This window comes from Pseudokineococcus sp. 5B2Z-1, assembly GCF_037482305.1.
Taxonomy (GTDB): domain Bacteria; phylum Actinomycetota; class Actinomycetes; order Actinomycetales; family Quadrisphaeraceae; genus Pseudokineococcus.
This window is the reverse complement of sequence record NZ_JBBHZG010000006.1, coordinates 36,391-53,921: the sequence shown is the minus strand read 5'-3', so window position 1 is coordinate 53,921 and position 17,531 is coordinate 36,391. Positions and strand designations below refer to the sequence as shown.

Here is a 17,531-nt window from a genome sequence, read left to right as displayed (position 1 = left end):
CCGTGGCCTCGAGGACCTCGCCCGCCCGTGCGCACCAGGGCACCGCCCGCCCGCCCGCGCAGCGCGGCGCGCGCCACCCCGGCCCCGCCGGTGCGGCGGCCCGGGCCGGTGCCCACCCGGCGCCCGACCCCCGCCGCGGCGGACCGCGCCGCGCGCTGGAGCGCGCGGGCGGGGTGGTGGTGTCGTGGCTCGCCCGCGCGGACACGCCCGCGACGAGCTTCTACCTGCTGTCCGCGACGACGGGGGTCCTCGTCGTCCTCGGGCTCGTCATGGTCCTGTCGAGCTCGAGCGTGGAGTCGCTGCAGGCGGGGAACTCGCCGTTCGCCGCCTTCACGAGCCAGCTGCTCTTCGCCGTGCTCGGGCTGCCGCTGGCCTACGCCGCCTCACGGGTGCCGGTCCGGGTCTGGAAGGCGCTGGCGTGGCCGGCGGTCGGCCTCGCGGCGGTCCTCCAGCTGCTCGTCTTCAGCCCGCTGGGCGACGAGGTCGGGGGCAACCGCAACTGGATCTACGTCGGGGGCTTCTCGCTCCAGCCCTCGGAGTTCGCCAAGCTCGCCCTCGCGGTGTGGCTCGGCGCGGTGCTCGTGCGCAAGGCCCCGCTGCTGCGGGACTGGAAGCACGTCGCCGTGCCCGTCGTGCCGGTGGCCGGGGGCGTGCTCGGCCTCGTGCTGCTCGGCCACGACCTCGGCACGGGCATGGTCGTCATGCTCGTCATCGCCGCCGCGCTGTGGGTCGCCGGCGTGCCCGCCAAGATCCTCCTGCTCCCGGCCGGGGCGCTCGCCGCGGTGGCCGCCGTCATGGTCCTCACGAGCCCCAACCGGATGACGCGCATCGGCGACTTCCTCTCGGGGGAGTGCGACCCGCAGGGCGGCTGCTACCAGTCGGCGCACGGGCTCATGGCGCTCGCCGGCGGCGGGGTCACGGGACTCGGCCTCGGGTCGAGCCGTGAGAAGTGGTCCTACCTGCCCGAGGCCCACAACGACTTCATCTTCTCCATCATCGGCGAGGAGCTGGGCCTGCTCGGGACGCTGCTCGTGCTCGTCCTCTTCGGCGCGCTCGCGGTGGGGTGCATGCGCGTCATCAAGCGGCACGAGGACCCCTTCGCCAAGGTCGTCACCGCGGGCGTCATGGCGTGGGTGGTGGGCCAGGCCCTCGTCAACATGGCCGTCGTCCTGGGCCTCGTCCCCGTCATCGGCGTGCCGCTGCCGCTCGTCAGCGCGGGCGGCTCCGCCCTCGTGGCGACGCTGCTGGCCCTCGGGGTGGTGCTCTCCTTCGCGCGCACCGAGCCCGGGGCACCGGCGCTGCTCGCCACCCGCGCCGGCGTCGTCCGGCGCTCGCTCGTCGTGGCCGCCGCGCCGCTCTCGCGGCGCTCGGCGGGCGGCCCGAGCGGGCGGGGGCGCCGCGGCGCCCGCCGCGCCGAGCGCGGGGCCGCCCGGTGACCGCCCCGAGCCCCGCGTCGTCGTCCGGAGCCCTCCCGTCGCAGGACGCCTCGACGCGGCCGGGCGAGGACGTCGCGGCCACCCGGCCGCCCTCGGTGCTCCTGGCGGGCGGCGGCACGGCCGGTCACGTCAACCCCATGCTGGCGCTCGCGGACGCCCTGCGGCGCCGGTACCCGGACGCGTCCCTCCTGGCCCTCGGCACCGAGGCGGGCCTGGAGTCCCGCCTCGTGCCGGCGCGCGGCTACGAGCTGGCGCTCGTGCCCCGCGTGCCGCTGCCGCGGCGCCCGTCGGCCGAGCTGCTGTCGCTGCCCGGCCGCCTGCGCGCGGCCGTCGCGGCGGCCGACCGGGCGCTCGCCTCCTGCGGGCCGGACGGCGCGGACGTCGTCGTCGGCATGGGCGGCTACGTGGCCGTGCCCGCCTACCTGGCCGCGCGGCGGCGCGGCGTGCCCGTCGTCGTCCACGAGCAGAACGCCCGCCCGGGCGTCGCCAACCGCCTCGGCGCCCGGCTCACCCCCCACGTCGCGACGACCTTCCCGGGCACGCCGCTGCGGGGGGCCGTGCGCGTCGGCCTGCCCATGGCCCCCGCGCTCGCCCACCTCGACCGGGCCGCCCTCCGCGGGGAGGCCGTGCGGCACTTCGACCTCGACCCCGACCGCCCGACCCTCCTCGTCGTCGGCGGGTCGCTGGGGGCGCAGCGCCTCAACGAGGCCGTCGCCGGGGCGTGGCCGGACGTCGAGGCGGCGGGCGTCCAGGTCCTCCACCTCACCGGCGCCGGCAAGGCCGTCGTGGCGGCGCACCGGCCGGGCGGCCCCGCCCACCGCGTCCTCGAGTACACGGACCGCATGGACCTCGCCTACGCCGCCGCCGACGCGGCGCTGTGCCGCTCCGGCGCCGGGACGGTGTGCGAGGTGAGCGCCGTCGGCCTCCCGGCCGCCTTCGTCCCGCTGCCCATCGGCAACGGCGAGCAGCGGCGCAACGCCGAGCCCGTCGTCGAGGCCGGCGGGGCCCTGCTGGTGGCCGACGCCGACCTCGACGCGGCGTGGCTGCGCGAGCAGCTCCTCCCGCTCCTCGTCGACCGCCCGCGGCTCGCGGCGATGGCGGCCGCGGCGCAGGCCAGCGCCGTGCGGGACGCCGACGAGCGCCTCGCCGACCTCGTGCTCGCCGCGGCGGGCCGCTCGTGAGCGCCGCGCCCACCGCCGGGGTCCCGTCCGCCGGGGACCTCTCGGCCGCCGACGCCGACCTCCTGTCCGGCGACGTGCCCCTGGCCTTCGACGTCGCCGCCCCCGTCCCGCCGGCCGCCGAGCTCGGCGGCGTGCACCTCGTCGGCGTCGGCGGGGTGGGCATGTCGGGCATCGCCCGGGTGCTGCTGGCCCGCGGGCTGCCCGTGAGCGGCAGCGACGCCAAGGACGTGCCCGTCCTGGCGGCGCTGCGCGCCGTGGGCGGTCGCGTCGACGCCGGCTTCGACGCCGCCCGCCTCGACGGCGCCGGGACCGTGGTCGCGTCCTCGGCCATCCGCGCCGACAACGTCGAGCTCGTCGCCGCCCGCGAGCGGGGCCTGCGGGTCCTGCACCGCTCGCAGGGCCTGCAGGCCCTCATGGCCGACCGACGGGCGGTCGCCGTCGCGGGCACCAACGGCAAGACGACGACGACGTCGATGCTCGTCGTCGCGCTGCAGCACGCGGGCCTCGACCCGTCCTTCGCCGTCGGCGGCGAGCTGCGCGGCGCCGGGACCAACGCCCACGAGGGCACGGGGGACCTCTTCGTCGCCGAGGCCGACGAGTCCGACGCGTCGTTCCTCGTCTACGAGCCCGAGCTGTCCGTCGTCACCAACGTCCAGCCCGACCACCTCGACCACTACCGGGAGGCGGCGGCCGTCGAGCGGGCCTTCGGCGCCTTCGCGGGGCGCGTGCGTCCCGGCGGCGTCCTCGTGGCCTGCGCGGACGACCCGGGCGCGGCCCGGCTCGCCGCGGCCGTCGCACGGGCGCACGAGCGCGAGCCCGGCGCCTGGCCCCGGGTCGTCACCTACGGGCAGTCCCCGGCCGCCGACGTGCGCCTGGAGGACCTCGAGCCGGAGGGCGGGCGGACGTCGTTCGCCCTCGTCGACGCGGGCCGCCGCGAGGGCGAGGTCCACCTGCAGGTGCCCGGGCTGCACAACGCCCTCGACGCCGCGGCCGCCTACACGGCCGCGACGCGCCTGGGCGTCGCCCCCGCCACCGCCGTGGCCGGCCTGGAGGCCTTCACCGGCACGCGGCGCCGCTTCGAGGACCGCGGCCGCGCCGACGGCGTGCGCGTCTACGACGACTACGCCCACAACCCGGCCAAGGTCGCGGCGGCCGTCGCCACGGGTCGCCAGGTGGCGGGGGAGGGGCGCCTCGTCGCCGTCTTCCAGCCCCACCTCTACAGCCGCACGATGGACTTCGCCGCCGAGTTCGGCGCCGCGCTCGGCGCGGCCGACGAGGTCGTCGTCATGGACGTCTACGCGGCGCGCGAGGACCCGGTGCCCGGGGTGACCGGCGGGCTCGTCGCCCGCGCCGTGCCGCTGCCCCCGGAGCGGGTGGCGTACGTGCCCTCGTGGGGCGACGCCGCGCGGGAGGCCGCGGGGCGCGCCCGGCCCGGTGACCTCGTGCTGACCATCGGGGCCGGTGACGTGACGATGGTCGCCGGCGAGGTCCTGGGGGAGCTCGAGCGCCGCTCGCCCGCCGCGACGGCCGGTGGTGGCGCGGCGTGAGCCGGCGACCGCTGGCGCCGCGGGCCCGTCCGGCCGCCGAGGCCCCTCCGGCGGCGGACCCCGGCCTTGCCCCCGGGCGCACCGAGGTGCCCGAGCCCGTCGAGGACGCCGACGAGCCGACCGGCGCGGCTCCCGTCGACGACGTCGACGGCGCCCCCGAGCGCCGGGACGGCCGCCCCCGACCGCCGCAGGGCGGTCTGCCGCCCCGCCCGCGCGGCGGGTCCTCGCCGGTGTCCCGCAGCTCCTCGTCGCCGGTGTCCCGCAGCTCCTCCTCGCCGGTGTCCCGGCCGGGGAGCCCCGGGCCGGTGCACCTGCGCCGGTCGTCAGCGGCCTCGGCCGCGGCGCCGTCCGGCGCCGCCCCCGCCGCCGTGCTGGGGCGCCGCCGCGCCGCGGCGGCGCCCACGGACACGGCGCGGCGCTTCGCCGAGCGGGCGCGGGCGCGCCGGCGCCTCGCGCTGCGCCCCCTCCTGGCCGTCCTCGCGGCGCTCGTCGTGGTGGCCGGGCTCGCCTACGTCCTGCTGTGGTCGCCCCTGCTCGTGGTGCGCGAGGTCGGCGTCGTCGGCGTCGAGCGCCTGGAGCGCCCGGCCGTCGCCGAGCTCGTCGAGCCCGCCGTCGGCACCCCGCTGGCCCGCGTCGACACCGCGGCGCTCGAGGAGGTCGTGGAGCAGGTGCCGCTCGTCGAGACGGCGACCGTGGCGCGCGTGTGGCCCTCCGGCCTCGAGGTGCGCGTCGTCGAGCGGGTGCCCGTGGCGGCCGTCGCCGACCCCGCCGGGGGCTACAGCGTCGTCGACCGGACGGGCCTCACCGTGCTGCACGAGGCGGAGGTGCCGACGGACGTCCCGCTCGTGGCGGTGGACCTCGGGAGCGCGCGGCCCGGCACGGTCGAGGCCGTGACCCGGGTGCTCGACGGGCTGCCGCCCCAGCTGCGCGAGCAGGTGGCGACCGCCGGCGGGACGAGCCCGGACGACGTCGTGCTGCAGCTGCGCTCCGGCGCGCGCGTCGTCTGGGGCGGCGCCGAGCAGACGCCCGTCAAGGCCGACGTCCTGACGGCGCTGCTGCAGCGCCCCGCGGCCGTCTACGACGTCAGCTCCCCGGCCGCGCCGGTCACGCGCGAGGGCTGACCCCCCGCCCCGGCGCCGGACCGCCCGCCGTGCGGCACCCGGCGTGACGGCAGCCCCTCGGGCACCCCGGCGAGCGACCCTCCGCCCGGCCCGTGAGCCCTCCTCGTGCCTCGGCGCGCCCGGACGTCGGCGCGTCGCGGCGTGTCCCGGCGCGGCGGTCGACAGCGCCGACCCGGGGGACCTACCGTTCAGCCCAGCACGGACCTGACATAACTATCACCCTCAACCTGAGGGTGAGGGTCCACCCGGCACCGCACCCAGGAACTCCAGCGAAGGGCTCGCCTCGTGGCATCACCGCAGAACTACCTCGCCGTCATCAAGGTCGTCGGCATCGGCGGCGGCGGGGTCAACGCCGTGAACCGGATGATCGAGGTCGGCCTCAAGGGCGTCGAGTTCATCGCGGTCAACACCGACGCGCAGGCGCTCCTCATGTCCGACGCCGACGTCAAGCTCGACGTGGGCCGCGAGCTCACCCGCGGCCTGGGCGCGGGCGCCGACCCCGAGGTCGGCCGCAAGGCGGCCGAGGACCACGCGGAGGAGATCGAGGAGGCCCTGCGCGGGGCTGACATGGTCTTCGTCACGGCCGGCGAGGGCGGCGGCACCGGCACGGGCGGCGCGCCCGTCGTCGCGCGGATCGCGCGCGAGCTCGGCGCCCTGACGATCGGCGTCGTGACGCGGCCCTTCACCTTCGAGGGCCGTCGGCGCGCCAACCAGGCCGACAGCGGCATCGAGAGCCTCCGCGAGGAGGTCGACACCCTCATCGTCATCCCCAACGACCGGCTGCTGTCCATCAGCGACCGCGCCGTGAGCATGCTCGACGCCTTCCGCTCCGCCGACCAGGTGCTCCTGTCCGGCGTGCAGGGCATCACCGACCTCATCACGACGCCGGGCCTCATCAACCTCGACTTCGCCGACGTCAAGAGCGTCATGCAGGGCGCCGGCAGCGCCCTCATGGGCATCGGGTCGGCCCGGGGTGACGACCGCGCCGTCCTCGCCTCCGAGGCGGCCATCTCCTCGCCGCTGCTCGAGGCCAGCATCGACGGCGCCCACGGCGTGCTGCTGTCCATCCAGGGCGGCTCCGACCTCGGCCTCTTCGAGATCAACGAGGCCGCGCGCCTCGTGCAGGAGGCGGCGCACCCCGAGGCCAACATCATCTTCGGCGCCGTCATCGACGACGCCCTCGGCGACGAGGTCCGCGTCACCGTCATCGCCGCCGGGTTCGACGGCGGCACCCCGTCGCGCCGCCGCGACGAGCGCGGGGCCGCGCAGGCGGCCCCGGCCCGCCCGCAGCCCGCGCGCGGCGCCGTCCCCCCGCGCCAGCAGCCGGCGCCGGGCGGTGACGACGTCCCGACCTCGCCGTGGCCGGGTGCCACCGCGGGCCAGGCGTCGGGCTCCTCCCAGCAGCAGGGCCAGCAGCAGGGCCAGCAGGAGCAGGAGGCGCCGGCGGAGGAGCGCCCGGGGAGCCGCGAGGAGGCGCCCTCGCCGCAGCCGCTCGACCAGGGGCCGGCCTGGGGCCGCGGGCAGCGCTCCTCCGACGACGACCTCGACGTCCCGGACTTCCTGCGCTGAGCGCGCACGGCACCGCCGGGGGGACGACGCTCCCGCCCGCGCCGCAGCCCGCCGACCCGTCCGCTCCCGGGCGGGGCGGCGGGCTGCTCGCGTGGTCGCGGGCGCTCCCCGGTCGCGGCGGCGGCAGCGGGGACGGGGAGGTCGGCGACGGGGAGGGCGGCCCCGGGGCCGGGCCGGGGGCGGTGCTCGCCCTCACCTCGCGCGCCGGCGCCGGGTGGGGGCCCCCGGGCGCCGGGGGCGCCCCGCCGGGGCCCTACGACGGCCTCGACCTCGCCCTGCACGTCGGCGACGACGAGACGGCCGTGCGCGCCGCGCGGCGCGCGCTCGCCCGTGAGCTCGCGGGCCGCGGCGCCCGCGAGGTGCGCTACCTCCAGCAGGTCCACGGCGCCGACGTCCTCGTCGTCGACGAGGCGGGCCCGGGCGGCGCCGACGGGGTCCCCGACGCGCCGGCGGTCGACGCCGCCGTCACGGCCGTCCCCGGGGTGGCGCTCGCCGTCCTCGTCGCCGACTGCGTGCCCGTGGTGCTGGCCGACCCCGTCGCCGGGGTGGTGGGCGTGGCCCACGCCGGGCGCCGGGGCGCGCTGCTCGGCGCGCCCGTGCGCGCGGTGGAGGCGATGCGCGGGCTCGGGGCCCGCGACGTGGTCGCCGTCCTCGGCCCCAGCATCTGCCCGCGCTGCTACGAGGTGCCGGCGGACCTGCGTGCGGCGGTGGCCGCCGAGCACCCCGTCGGTGCGAGCACGACGTGGGAGGGCGCCCCGGCGCTCGACGTCGCGGCCCTCGTGCTCGAGCAGCTCGCCGGTGCCGGCGTCCGCGTCGAGCAGGTGCCCGGCTGCACGGCCGAGCGCGCCGACCTCTGGTCCTACCGCCGCGACGGCGCGGCGAGCGGCCGCACGGCCGGTCTCGCGTGGGTGCCGGCGTGAGCGCCCGCCCCCCGGCCCCGGGTGGTGGGCGGCCCGACGCGGAGGGCGGCCCCGAGGGGCCCGGGCGGCGCGCCGAGCTCGCCGCGGCGCTGGACGACCTGCGCCGTCGGGTCGGGGGCGCCTGCTCCGCGGCGGGGCGCGACCCGGCGGGTGTCCGCGTCGTCGTGACGACGAAGACCTTCCCCGCGACCGACGTCCTCCACCTCGCCGGCCTCGGCGTCCGTGACGTGGGGGAGGCGCGCGAGCAGGAGGCCCGCGCCAAGCGGGAAGAGGTCCTCGCCGCCGGAGGGGGGGAGGAGCTGCGCTGGCACTTCCTCGGGCGGCTGCAGCGCAACAAGGCGGGCGCCGTCGCCGCCTGGGCCCACCTCGTGCACTCGGTCGACAGCGCGCGGCTGGCCGACGCCCTGGGGCGGGGCGCCGAGCGCGCCGGGCGCGAGCTGCCCGTCCTCGTGCAGGTCGACCTCGACGGCGAGGAGGGCGACGAGGCGCGCGGCGGCGCGCCCGCCGGCGTCGTGCCCGCGCTCGCCGACCACGTCGCCGGCGTCCCCGGCCTGCGCCTGGCGGGCCTCATGGCCGTCGCCCCCCGCGAGGCCGACCCGGCGGCCGCCTTCGCCGCCCTGGCGGCCCTCGCGGCGCGGGTGCGGGCCGACCACCCGGGTGCCGACGTCCTGTCGGCCGGCATGAGCGAGGACCTCGAGGAGGCCGTCGCGGCGGGCGCCACGCACCTGCGTGTCGGGCGCGCCGTCCTCGGCGGCCGTCCGCCGCTCCGGTAGCGTCTCGCCCCGAGGCGCGGCCCGCAGGGGGCCCGGCGCCGGACGGCGAGGACGGGCGGGAGCCCGCGGGCACCGCACGGCGGACGGCGAGGGAGTGGCATGGCAGGCGCGCTGCGCAGGACGATGGTCTACCTCGGCCTGGCGGAGGAGGACCCCCGCGAGGACGAGCTCGACGGCTACGACGGCGAGGAGCGCCGCGACGCCGACGAGCGCCGCGGCGGGGCGCACCGCTCCGCCGAGCGTCCCGCCGACCCCGAGCCCCGGGGCGAGTCCCGGGCCGAGCAGAGGCCCGAGCACCGGGCCGCCGTCACGCCGATCACCCGGGAGCGCTCCATGTCACGCGTCGTGCCCGAGCCGCTGGGGGGCGACCTCAGCCGCATCACGACCATCCACCCGCGCAGCTACAACGAGGCCAAGGCCATCGGGGAGAGCTTCCGCGAGTCGGTGCCGGTCATCATGAACCTCACCGACATGGACGACGCGGACGCCAAGCGCCTCGTCGACTTCTCCGCCGGGCTCGTCTTCGGGCTGCGGGGTTCCATCGAGCGGGTCACGAGCAAGGTCTTCCTGCTCTCCCCGGCGCACGTCGAGGTCACCGCCGAGCAGGCGAGCCCGCAGCGGACGGGCACCTCCAGCTCGTTCTTCAACCAGAGCTAGGGGCTCCGTGTCCGTCGTCCTCGAGCTGCTCTCCCTCGTCGTCCTCCTCTACATCGTCGTGCTGCTCGGCCGCCTCGTCCTCGACTGGGTCCAGGTGTTCTCGCGCGACTGGCGCCCCACGGGGCCGGTGCTCGTGCTGGCGGAGGGCGTCTACTCCCTGACCGACCCGCCGCTGCGCGCGCTGCGCCGGGTCATCAAGCCGATCCGCATCGGCCAGGTGCAGCTCGACCTCGCCTTCATCGTCCTCTTCCTCGGTCTCGGGCTGCTGCGCTCGCTCCTCGGCGGCCTCGCGGTCGCCGCCCGCTGAGCGCACCGGTCGGCGAGGAGCAGGCGGCCCGGTCCGCTACCGTCGTCCCGCTCCCCGGCGACGGCGGAGCCCGACCCGAGGACGAAGGTGGAGGCTCATGGCTCTGACGCCCGAGGCCGTGACGGAGCGCACGTTCACGCAGACGCAGTTCCGGCACGGCTACGCCGTGGAGGAGGTCGACGACTTCCTCGACGAGGTCGTCGGCGAGCTCACGCGCCTGCGCAGCGAGAACGACGGGCTGCGGGAGCAGCTCGCCGACGCCGAGCGCCGCGCCGAGGAGGCCGCGTCCGCCCGCGACGAGGCCCCGGTGCCGCAGGACGCCCCGGCGCAGGAGGCGGTCCCCGCGCCGTCCGCGCCCGCCGTCCCCGCGCAGGCCACGGCGCCCGAGGACGCGGTGGCAGACGAGGGCCTCGCCGGCGGCTCCGCCGCCCCGGGGGCCGCGGGCAGCGCCGCGGGCGTCCTCGCCCTCGCCCAGCGGCTGCACGACGAGCACGTGCGCGCGGGCGAGGAGCAGCGCGACCGCCTCGTCGGCGACGCGTCGGCCGAGGCCGAGCGCCTCGTCACCGAGGCGCAGGAGCAGCGCCGCACGACCCTCGAGCAGCTCGAGGAGCAGCGCACGAGCGAGCTCGGCGCCCTCGAGCGCGAGCGCACCCTGCTGGAGCGCAAGATCGACGAGCTGCGCGGCTTCGAGCGCGAGTACCGCAGCCGCCTGCGCGCCTACCTCGAGGGCCAGCTGCGCGACCTCGACGGCACGGCGGCCGTCGTCCCGGGCTCGGACGGCACCGCGACGACGGGGAGCCCCAGCTGACCGCTGGCACCCCCGGTCCGCCCGCCGCCGACGACGAGCGCCCCGGGCGCCCGCAGGAGGGCGCCCCGCTCACGGGGCCGGACGAGCCCGTCGTCCCGCCCGCGCGGCGGCGCCGTCTGCTCGTGCTGCTGGTCTCCGTCGTCGCGCTCGTGGGGGGCCTGGACCAGCTGACGAAGGCGCTGGCGGTCTCGCGCCTCACCGAGGGCGAGCCGGTCGAGCTCGTCCCGGGCGTGCTCGACCTGTACCTGCTCTACAACCCCGGCGCGGCGTTCTCGCTCGCCACGGGGCTCACCTGGGTGCTCACCCTCGTCGCCGTGGGCGTCGTCGTGGCGGTGGCCCTCATGGCGCGCCGCCTCGGCTCCCGGGCCTGGGCGTACGCGCTCGGGCTGCTGCTCGGCGGCGCGCTCGGCAACCTCATCGACCGGCTGCTGCGCGAGCCCGGCTTCGGCACGGGGCACGTCGTCGACTTCCTCCGCCTGCCGCGCTGGCCGGTGTTCAACCTCGCCGACTCGGCCATCGTCGTGGCCGCCGTGCTCGTCGTCGTCCTCAGCTTCCGCGGAGTGGGGGTCGACGGGCGTCGTGAGCCCGGTCGTCGTGAGCACGCGGACGCGGCCGCCGACGCCCGCCCGTCCTCCGAGCAGCCGTCGGAGTCGTCCGGGCAGCCGTCCGGAGGTCCCACCGAGGAGGACCGCCGTGGGTGAGCTCCGGTCGATGCCCGTCCCCGACGGGCTGGCGGGCCAGCGCGTCGACGCCGCCCTCGCGCGCCTGCTGGGGCTCTCGCGGTCCCGCGCGGCCGAGGTCGTCGCCGCAGGCGGCGTGCGGGTGGACGGGCGCGACGTCGTCAAGGCCGAGCGCCTCCCGGAGGGCGGCTGGCTCGAGGTGGAGCTCCCCGACCCGCCGGCACCGCCGACGGTCGTGGCCGAGCCGGTGCCGGGCATGCGCGTGGTCCACGACGACGACGACCTCGTCGTCGTGGACAAGCCCGTCGGCGTGGCGGCGCACCCGAGCCCCGGCTGGACGGGGCCGACCGTGGTCGGGGGCCTGGCCGGCGCCGGCTACCGGATCGCGACGTCGGGCGCGGCGGAGCGCCAGGGCGTCGTCCACCGCCTCGACGTCGGCACGTCGGGGCTCATGGTCGTCGCGAAGAGCGAGCGCGCGTACTCGGCGCTCAAGCAGGCCTTCCGGGAGCGGACGGTCGAGAAGACGTACCACGCGCTCGTCCAGGGCCACCCCGACCCGTCGGCGGGCACGATCGACGCCCCCATCGGGCGCCACCCCACCGCCGACCACCGCTTCGCGGTCGTCGAGGGCGGGCGCGACAGCGTGACCCACTACACGACCCTCGAGGCGCACCGGGCGGCGTCCCTGCTCGAGGTGCGCCTGGAGACCGGGCGCACGCACCAGATCCGCGTGCACGTCTCGGCGCTGCGCCACCCCTGCGTCGGCGACCTGGCCTACGGGGCCGACCCGCGCCTGGCCGACCGCCTCGGGCTGCGGCGCCAGTGGCTGCACGCGGTGCGCCTCGGCTTGACCCACCCCGGCACCGGCCTGCCCCTCGTCGTGGAGAGCACCTACCCCGACGACCTCGCCACCGCCCTCGAGCGGCTGCGGGCCTGACCGCTCGGAGCGGGGCTCCCGCCCGGGAGCCCCGCACCGAGCGCGTCAGAAGGACATGCCGAACGCGAGCCCGCCCAGGCCGTAGGCGGCGAGCGTGATGAGCACCACGCCGACGACGTTGAGGACGACGCCGCCGCGGACCATCTCGCCGATCGTCACCTTGCCCGTCGCGAAGACGATGGCGTTGGGCGGCGTGCCGACGGGGAGCATGAAGGCGCACGTCGCGGCCAGGGCCGCGGGGATGAGCAGCGTGAGGGAGTCGACGCCGAGCCCGAGCGCCACCCCGCCGAGGACGGGGATGAAGGTCGCGGCCGTGGCCGTGTTGCTCGTGACCTCGGTGAGCAGCAGGACGAGGAGCACGACCGCGGCGACGAGCAGGACGAGCGGGAGCGCACCGAGGGGCTCCACCTGCTCGCCGATCCACACGTCGAGGCCGCTGGCGGCGACCGCCCCGGCGAGGCTGAGGCCGCCGCCGAAGAGGAGCAGCACGCCCCAGGGGAGGCCCTTCTGGGCGTCCTCCCACACGAGCACCATGCGCCCGCCGCGCTCGGCGGGGATGAGGAAGAGCGCGAGGCCCGCGGCGATCGCGATGGCCGTGTCGTCGAGCTCGCCGAGCCACGGGGCCGCGTCGCCGAGGCCGGGCAGCTGGGCGAGGAGGCCGGGGACGACCCAGAGGAAGGCTGCGGAGGCGAAGACGAGGGCGACCATCCGCTCGCCGCGGCTCATGGGGCCCATCTCGGCGAGCTGCTCGTCGATCATCTGCCGCCCGCCGGGGATCTCGGGCAGGTCGGAGCGGAAGAGCACGCGGGTGATGAGCAGCCAGGCCACCGCGACGAAGACGACGACGAGCGGGACGCCGAGGAGCATCCACTGGAGGAAGCCGACCTCGCCGCCCAGCTCGTCGGCGACGTAGCCGGCGACGATGGCGTTCGGCGGGCTCCCGAGCAGCGTCCCGAGGCCGCCGATGGAGGCCGCCCACGCCACGGACAGGAGCAGGCCGACGCCGAAGGTCTTCACGGCGGGGTCGCTGACGGCGTCGGCGATCGTCGTCGTGGAGTCGGTGACGGCGTCCTGCTGGGCCGCGCGCTCGGCCTGCGAGCCGGCGCCGACCCGGTCCACGACGAGCGTGAGGACGCTGAGGGCGATGGGCAGCATCATCAGCGTCGTGGCGGTGTTGGAGACCCACATCGACAGGAAGGCGGTCGAGACCATCATCCCCAGCACGATGCGCCTCGGGCTGGTGCCGACGGCGCGCAGCGTCCTCAGGGCGATGCGCCGGTGCAGGCCCCACCGCTGCATGGCGATGGCGATGAGGAAGCCGCCGAGGAAGAGGAAGACGATGGGGTTCGCGTACGGCCCCGTGGCCTCGGCCACCGTGAGGACGCCCAGGACGGGCAGCGCCACGACCGGCACGAGCGCGGTGGCCGACAGCGGCAGCGCCTCGGTCATCCACCACGTCGCCATGAGCACGGCCACGGCCGCGGTGAGGCGGCCCTCCTGCGAGAGGTCCTCGGCCCCGCCGAGGAGCGCGTAGACGACGAGGGCGAGGACGACGCCCAGCCCGCGCAGGGCCCAGGTGCGGCCCGGCGAGCGGTGGGGACCGCCCTCGGTGTCGTCCCCGGGGCCGTTCGCCCGGTCGGCGGAACGGCCGGTGCCCCGGGCGGGCCGGGACCCGTCGGTCGGGCCGCCGCCGGTGCTCGACGTCGTCGTCACGTGCGCCTCCTCGCGTCGCGGGCCCGCACCACCTCGCGCGTCCGCGGCCCCGCGGGCCACCGAACCACAGCGGCCCCCCGGGAGGTGCCGGCGGCGCGTGTGCGGTCGGCCACGTCGCCGCGGGCGGACGGGGCAGGTCGGGGCCCCGGCGCGGCGGCGCCTGCTCCGGGCTGTCGGCGCCCCGACCTACACTCGCCGGGTCCTCCTGCCGCGCCCCCCGCGGGGGTGCGGGAGCACCAGGCGAGGACGGTCCCAGACACCACCGCGCCGCCCCGGCGGCGCCCCCGGGAGGCCCGCACGATGCCCCAGCCCGCGACGACGTCGACGTCCAGCAGGTCGGGGGAGGACCAGTTCGTCCACCTCCACGTGCACACCGAGTACTCGATGCTCGACGGCGCGGCGCGGGTGGACGACCTCATGGCCGAGGCGGCGCGGCTCGGGATGCCGGCCATCGCCACGACCGACCACGGGTTCGTCTTCGGCGCCCACGACTTCTGGCGCGCGGGCCAGAAGCACGGCGTCAAGCCGATCATCGGCCTCGAGGCCTACGTCGCGCCGGGCACCCACCGCGGCGACCGCACGCGGGTGAAGTGGGGCGCCCAGGGCACCTCGAGCCGCGACGACGTCTCCGGCGGCGGCGCCTTCACGCACATGACGATGCTCAGCGAGACCACGGAGGGCATGCACAACCTCTTCCGGCTCGCCTCGCGGGCGTCCATGGAGGGTCACTACTTCAAGCCGCGCATGGACCGGGAGATCCTCAGCCGGTACGCGAAGGGGCTCATCGCCACCACGGGCTGCCCGTCCTCGGAGGTGCAGACCCGGCTGCGGCTCGGGCAGTACCGCGAGGCGCTGCAGGCGGCGAGCGACTACCGCGACATCTTCGGCGCCGAGAACTACTACCTCGAGCTCATGGACCACGGCCTCGACATCGAGCGCCGCACGCGCGACGACCTGCTGCGCCTGGCCAAGGACCTGCAGCTGCCGATGGTCGCCACCAACGACCTGCACTACACGCGCGCGGAGGACGCGACGGCGCACGCGGCGCTGCTGTGCGTGCAGTCGGGCTCCACCCTGGCCGACCCGCACCGCTTCAAGTTCGACGCGGACGACTTCTACCTCAAGAGCGCCGCGGAGATGCGGCGCACGTGGCGCGAGCTGCCCGAGGCGTGCGACAACACCCTGCTCATCGCCGAGCGCTGCGACGTGTCCTTCACCGAGGGCAACGGCACGTACATGCCGCGCTTCCCCGTGCCGGAGGGGCACACGGAGGAGTCGTGGTTCGTCGAGGAGGTGCAGCGGGGCCTCGAGCGCCGCTACCCCGGCGGCATCCCCGAGGCGTCGCAGGCGCAGGCGGACTTCGAGTGCCAGGTCATCGCCCAGATGGGCTTCCCGGGCTACTTCCTCGTCGTCGCCGACTTCATCACGTGGTCCAAGGAGAACGGCATCCGCGTCGGGCCGGGCCGCGGCTCCGGCGCCGGGTCGATGGCCGCCTACGCCATGCGGATCACCGACCTCGACCCCCTCGAGCACGGCCTCATCTTCGAGCGCTTCCTCAACCCCGAGCGCGTGTCCATGCCCGACTTCGACGTCGACTTCGACGAGCGCCGCCGCGGCGAGGTCATCCGCTACGTGACCGAGAAGTACGGCGACGACCGCGTCGCGATGATCGTCACCTACGGCACCATCAAGGCCAAGCAGGCGCTCAAGGACTCCTCGCGCGTGCTGGGCTACCCCTTCGCCATGGGGGAGCGGCTGACCAAGGCCATGCCCCCCGCGGTCATGGGCAAGGACATCCCGCTGTCGGGGATCTTCGACCCCGAGCACAAGCGGTACGCCGAGGCGGAGGAGTTCCGCCAGCTGCACGGCCAGGACGCCGACGCGCAGAAGGTCGTCGGGACCGCGCGCGGCCTGGAGGGCCTCAAGCGCCAGTGGGGCGTGCACGCGGCCGGGATCATCATGTCGAGCGAGCCGCTCATCGACATCATCCCGATCATGCGCCGCGAGCAGGACGGCGCCATCATCACGCAGTTCGACTACCCGACCTGCGAGGGCCTCGGCCTCATCAAGATGGACTTCCTGGGGCTGCGCAACCTCACGGTCCTCGACGACGCCCTGAAGAACATCGTCACCAACGGCGGCGAGCCGGTCGACCTCGACGTGCTCACCCTCGACGACCCGAAGACCTTCGAGCTGCTGCAGCGCGGCGACACCCTGGGCGTCTTCCAGCTCGACGGCGGGCCCATGCGCTCGCTGCTGCGGCTGATGAAGCCCGACGTCTTCGCCGACATCTCCGCCGTCGGCGCCCTGTACCGCCCGGGGCCGATGGGCGCGGGGTCGCACACGAACTACGCGCTGCGCAAGAACGGCCAGCAGGAGATCACCCCGATCCACCCCGAGCTGGCGGAGCCGCTGGCCGACGTCCTGGGCGAGACCTACGGGCTCATCGTCTACCAGGAGCAGGTCATGGCGATCGCGCAGAAGCTCGCCGGGTACTCGCTCGGCAAGGCCGACCTGCTGCGCCGCGCCATGGGCAAGAAGAAGCGCGAGGTGCTCGACGCCGAGTACATCGGCTTCCGCGACGGCATGGCGGCCAACGGGTACTCCGAGGCCGCGGTCAAGACGCTGTGGGACATCCTCCTGCCGTTCTCCGACTACGCCTTCAACAAGGCGCACTCGGCGGCGTACGGCGTCGTCTCCTACTGGACGGCGTACCTCAAGGCCAACCACCCGGCCGAGTACATGGCGGCGCTGCTCACGAGCGTGCGCGACGACAAGGACAAGTCGGCGCTCTACCTCGGTGAGTGCCGGCGCATGCGCATCACCGTGCTGCCGCCCGACGTCAACTCCTCGATCGGCACGTACGCCGCCGTGGGCGAGGACATCCGCTTCGGGCTCGCCGCCATCCGCAACGTCGGCCAGAACGTCGTCGACGCGATCGTCGCCGCGCGCGAGGAGAAGGGCGCCTTCACCTCGTTCGAGGACTTCCTGCGCAAGGTGCCGGCGGTGGTGTGCAACAAGCGGACCATCGAGTCGCTCATCAAGGCGGGCGCCTTCGACTCCCTCGGGCACACCCGCCGGGGCCTGGCCGCGGTCCACGAGGTCTACGTCGACGCGGTCGTCGTCGAGAAGCGGGCCGAGGCCATCGGCCAGGACTCGCTCTTCGGCGGGCTGGGGGACGAGTCCGCCGTCCAGCTGGCCGCCCTGCCGCCGGTCGGCGACGGGGAGTGGGACAAGCGGGAGCTGCTCGCGAGCGAGCGCGCCATGCTCGGGCTCTACGTCTCCGACCACCCGCTCTTCGGCCTCGAGCACGTCCTGGCGTCCGCCGCGGACTGCTCGATCTCCGCCTTCGTCGCCGACGAGGGCCGTCAGGACGGCTCGACCATCACCATCGCGGGGATGGTCACGACGGTCACCCGCAAGATGACCAAGCAGGGCAGCGCGTGGGCCATCGCCACGGTCGAGGACCTCGAGGGCTCGGTCGAGGTGCTCTTCTTCCCCAAGACGTACGCCGAGGTCATGCACGAGCTGCGCGAGGACCTCGTCTGCGTCGTGCGGGGCCGGGTCAACCGGCGCGACGACGTCCCGACGATCTACGCCTCGGAGATGTCGATCCCCGACACGAGCCAGGCGGCGGGCGGTCCCCTCGTCATCGAGATGCCGACGAGCCGCTGCACGCCGCCGCGGGTCGAGCGGCTCAAGGACGTGCTGCTCATGCACGCGGGCCCCACCGAGGTGCACCTGCGGCTGCGGACGTCGCCGGAGCGGGCGACCCTCATGCGCCTGGACTCCGCGCTCGGGGTGACGCCGTCGCCGTCCCTCTACGGGGACCTCAAGGCGCTGCTCGGGCCCTCGTGCCTTGCGTGAGGCGCCCGTGAGGGC

General features: G+C 76.5%; 14 protein-coding genes. 13 read left to right on the top strand and 1 reads right to left on the bottom strand.

From position 1 onward, the window contains the following. The first annotated feature begins 2 nt into the window (after positions 1–2). From ftsW to WDV85_RS14310, 12 genes are all read left to right on the top strand, one after another. Positions 3–1,436, top strand: coding sequence for a putative lipid II flippase FtsW (ftsW, locus tag WDV85_RS14365; RefSeq protein WP_339571271.1), 1,434 nt, complete (start codon positions 3–5; stop codon positions 1,434–1,436). Positions 1,437–1,573: 137 nt separating this feature from the next. Continuing rightward, a complete protein-coding gene (locus tag WDV85_RS14360; RefSeq protein WP_445263349.1) occupies positions 1,574–2,617 on the top strand; it encodes a UDP-N-acetylglucosamine--N-acetylmuramyl-(pentapeptide) pyrophosphoryl-undecaprenol N-acetylglucosamine transferase in 1,044 nt (347 codons plus the stop codon). Further along, positions 2,614–4,164, top strand: coding sequence for a UDP-N-acetylmuramate--L-alanine ligase (gene murC / locus WDV85_RS14355; protein WP_339571269.1), 1,551 nt, complete (start codon positions 2,614–2,616; stop codon positions 4,162–4,164). The genes WDV85_RS14360 and murC overlap by 4 nt, the downstream gene beginning before the upstream one ends. Then, entirely contained in the window at positions 4,161–5,285 is a 1,125-nt protein-coding gene (locus tag WDV85_RS14350) for a cell division protein FtsQ/DivIB (protein ID WP_339571268.1), read from the top strand. The genes murC and WDV85_RS14350 overlap by 4 nt, the downstream gene beginning before the upstream one ends. 285 nt (positions 5,286–5,570) lie before the next feature. After that, the gene (gene ftsZ / locus WDV85_RS14345; protein WP_339571267.1) at positions 5,571–6,854 is read left to right on the top strand and encodes a cell division protein FtsZ; all 1,284 of its coding nucleotides are present in this window, start codon (positions 5,571–5,573) and stop codon (positions 6,852–6,854) included. 182 nt (positions 6,855–7,036) lie between these two features. Next, positions 7,037–7,774: a polyphenol oxidase family protein gene (locus tag WDV85_RS14340; protein WP_339571266.1), complete on the top strand. Its 738-nt coding sequence runs from the start codon at positions 7,037–7,039 to the stop codon at positions 7,772–7,774. Further along, positions 7,771–8,547 (top strand): YggS family pyridoxal phosphate-dependent enzyme, encoded by a 777-nt coding sequence (locus WDV85_RS14335; protein ID WP_339571265.1) that lies wholly within the window; start codon positions 7,771–7,773, stop codon positions 8,545–8,547. The genes WDV85_RS14340 and WDV85_RS14335 overlap by 4 nt, the downstream gene beginning before the upstream one ends. A 99-nt stretch (positions 8,548–8,646) precedes the next feature. Then, positions 8,647–9,204 carry a cell division protein SepF gene (locus tag WDV85_RS14330; RefSeq protein WP_298801526.1) on the top strand — a complete coding sequence of 186 codons (558 nt, stop codon included), beginning with the start codon at positions 8,647–8,649 and terminating at the stop codon, positions 9,202–9,204. A gap of 7 nt (positions 9,205–9,211) precedes the next feature. Continuing rightward, entirely contained in the window at positions 9,212–9,511 is a 300-nt protein-coding gene (locus WDV85_RS14325) for a YggT family protein (RefSeq protein WP_339571264.1), read from the top strand. Positions 9,512–9,608: 97 nt separating this feature from the next. After that, entirely contained in the window at positions 9,609–10,319 is a 711-nt protein-coding gene (locus tag WDV85_RS14320; protein ID WP_339571263.1) for a DivIVA domain-containing protein, read from the top strand. 122 nt (positions 10,320–10,441) lie between these two features. Beyond that, positions 10,442–11,020 (top strand): signal peptidase II, encoded by a 579-nt coding sequence (gene lspA, locus WDV85_RS14315; RefSeq protein WP_339571262.1) that lies wholly within the window; start codon positions 10,442–10,444, stop codon positions 11,018–11,020. Between the two features lie 10 nt (positions 11,021–11,030). Then, entirely contained in the window at positions 11,031–11,936 is a 906-nt protein-coding gene (locus WDV85_RS14310; RefSeq protein WP_445263348.1) for an RluA family pseudouridine synthase, read from the top strand. Positions 11,937–11,981: 45 nt separating this feature from the next. Here WDV85_RS14310 and WDV85_RS14305 read toward each other — a convergent pair whose 3' ends face one another. Next, positions 11,982–13,649 (bottom strand): SLC13 family permease, encoded by a 1,668-nt coding sequence (locus WDV85_RS14305; protein WP_339571260.1) that lies wholly within the window; start codon positions 13,647–13,649, stop codon positions 11,982–11,984. Positions 13,650–13,949: 300 nt separating this feature from the next. Here WDV85_RS14305 and dnaE point away from each other — a divergent pair, with 300 nt between their 5' ends. Further along, positions 13,950–17,516 (top strand): DNA polymerase III subunit alpha, encoded by a 3,567-nt coding sequence (gene dnaE, locus WDV85_RS14300; RefSeq protein WP_339571259.1) that lies wholly within the window; start codon positions 13,950–13,952, stop codon positions 17,514–17,516. Positions 17,517–17,531 lie beyond the last annotated feature (15 nt).

Coding starts and splice junctions, on each gene's coding strand:
- WDV85_RS14360 (WP_445263349.1), top strand. CDS start 1,574: ATGCTGGCGCTCGCGGACGCCCTGCGGCGCCGGTACCCGGACGCGTCC.
- dnaE (WP_339571259.1), top strand. CDS start 13,950: ATGCCCCAGCCCGCGACGACGTCGACGTCCAGCAGGTCGGGGGAGGAC.
- WDV85_RS14310 (WP_445263348.1), top strand. CDS start 11,031: ATGCCCGTCCCCGACGGGCTGGCGGGCCAGCGCGTCGACGCCGCCCTC.
- WDV85_RS14320 (WP_339571263.1), top strand. CDS start 9,609: ATGGCTCTGACGCCCGAGGCCGTGACGGAGCGCACGTTCACGCAGACG.
- WDV85_RS14330 (WP_298801526.1), top strand. CDS start 8,647: ATGGCAGGCGCGCTGCGCAGGACGATGGTCTACCTCGGCCTGGCGGAG.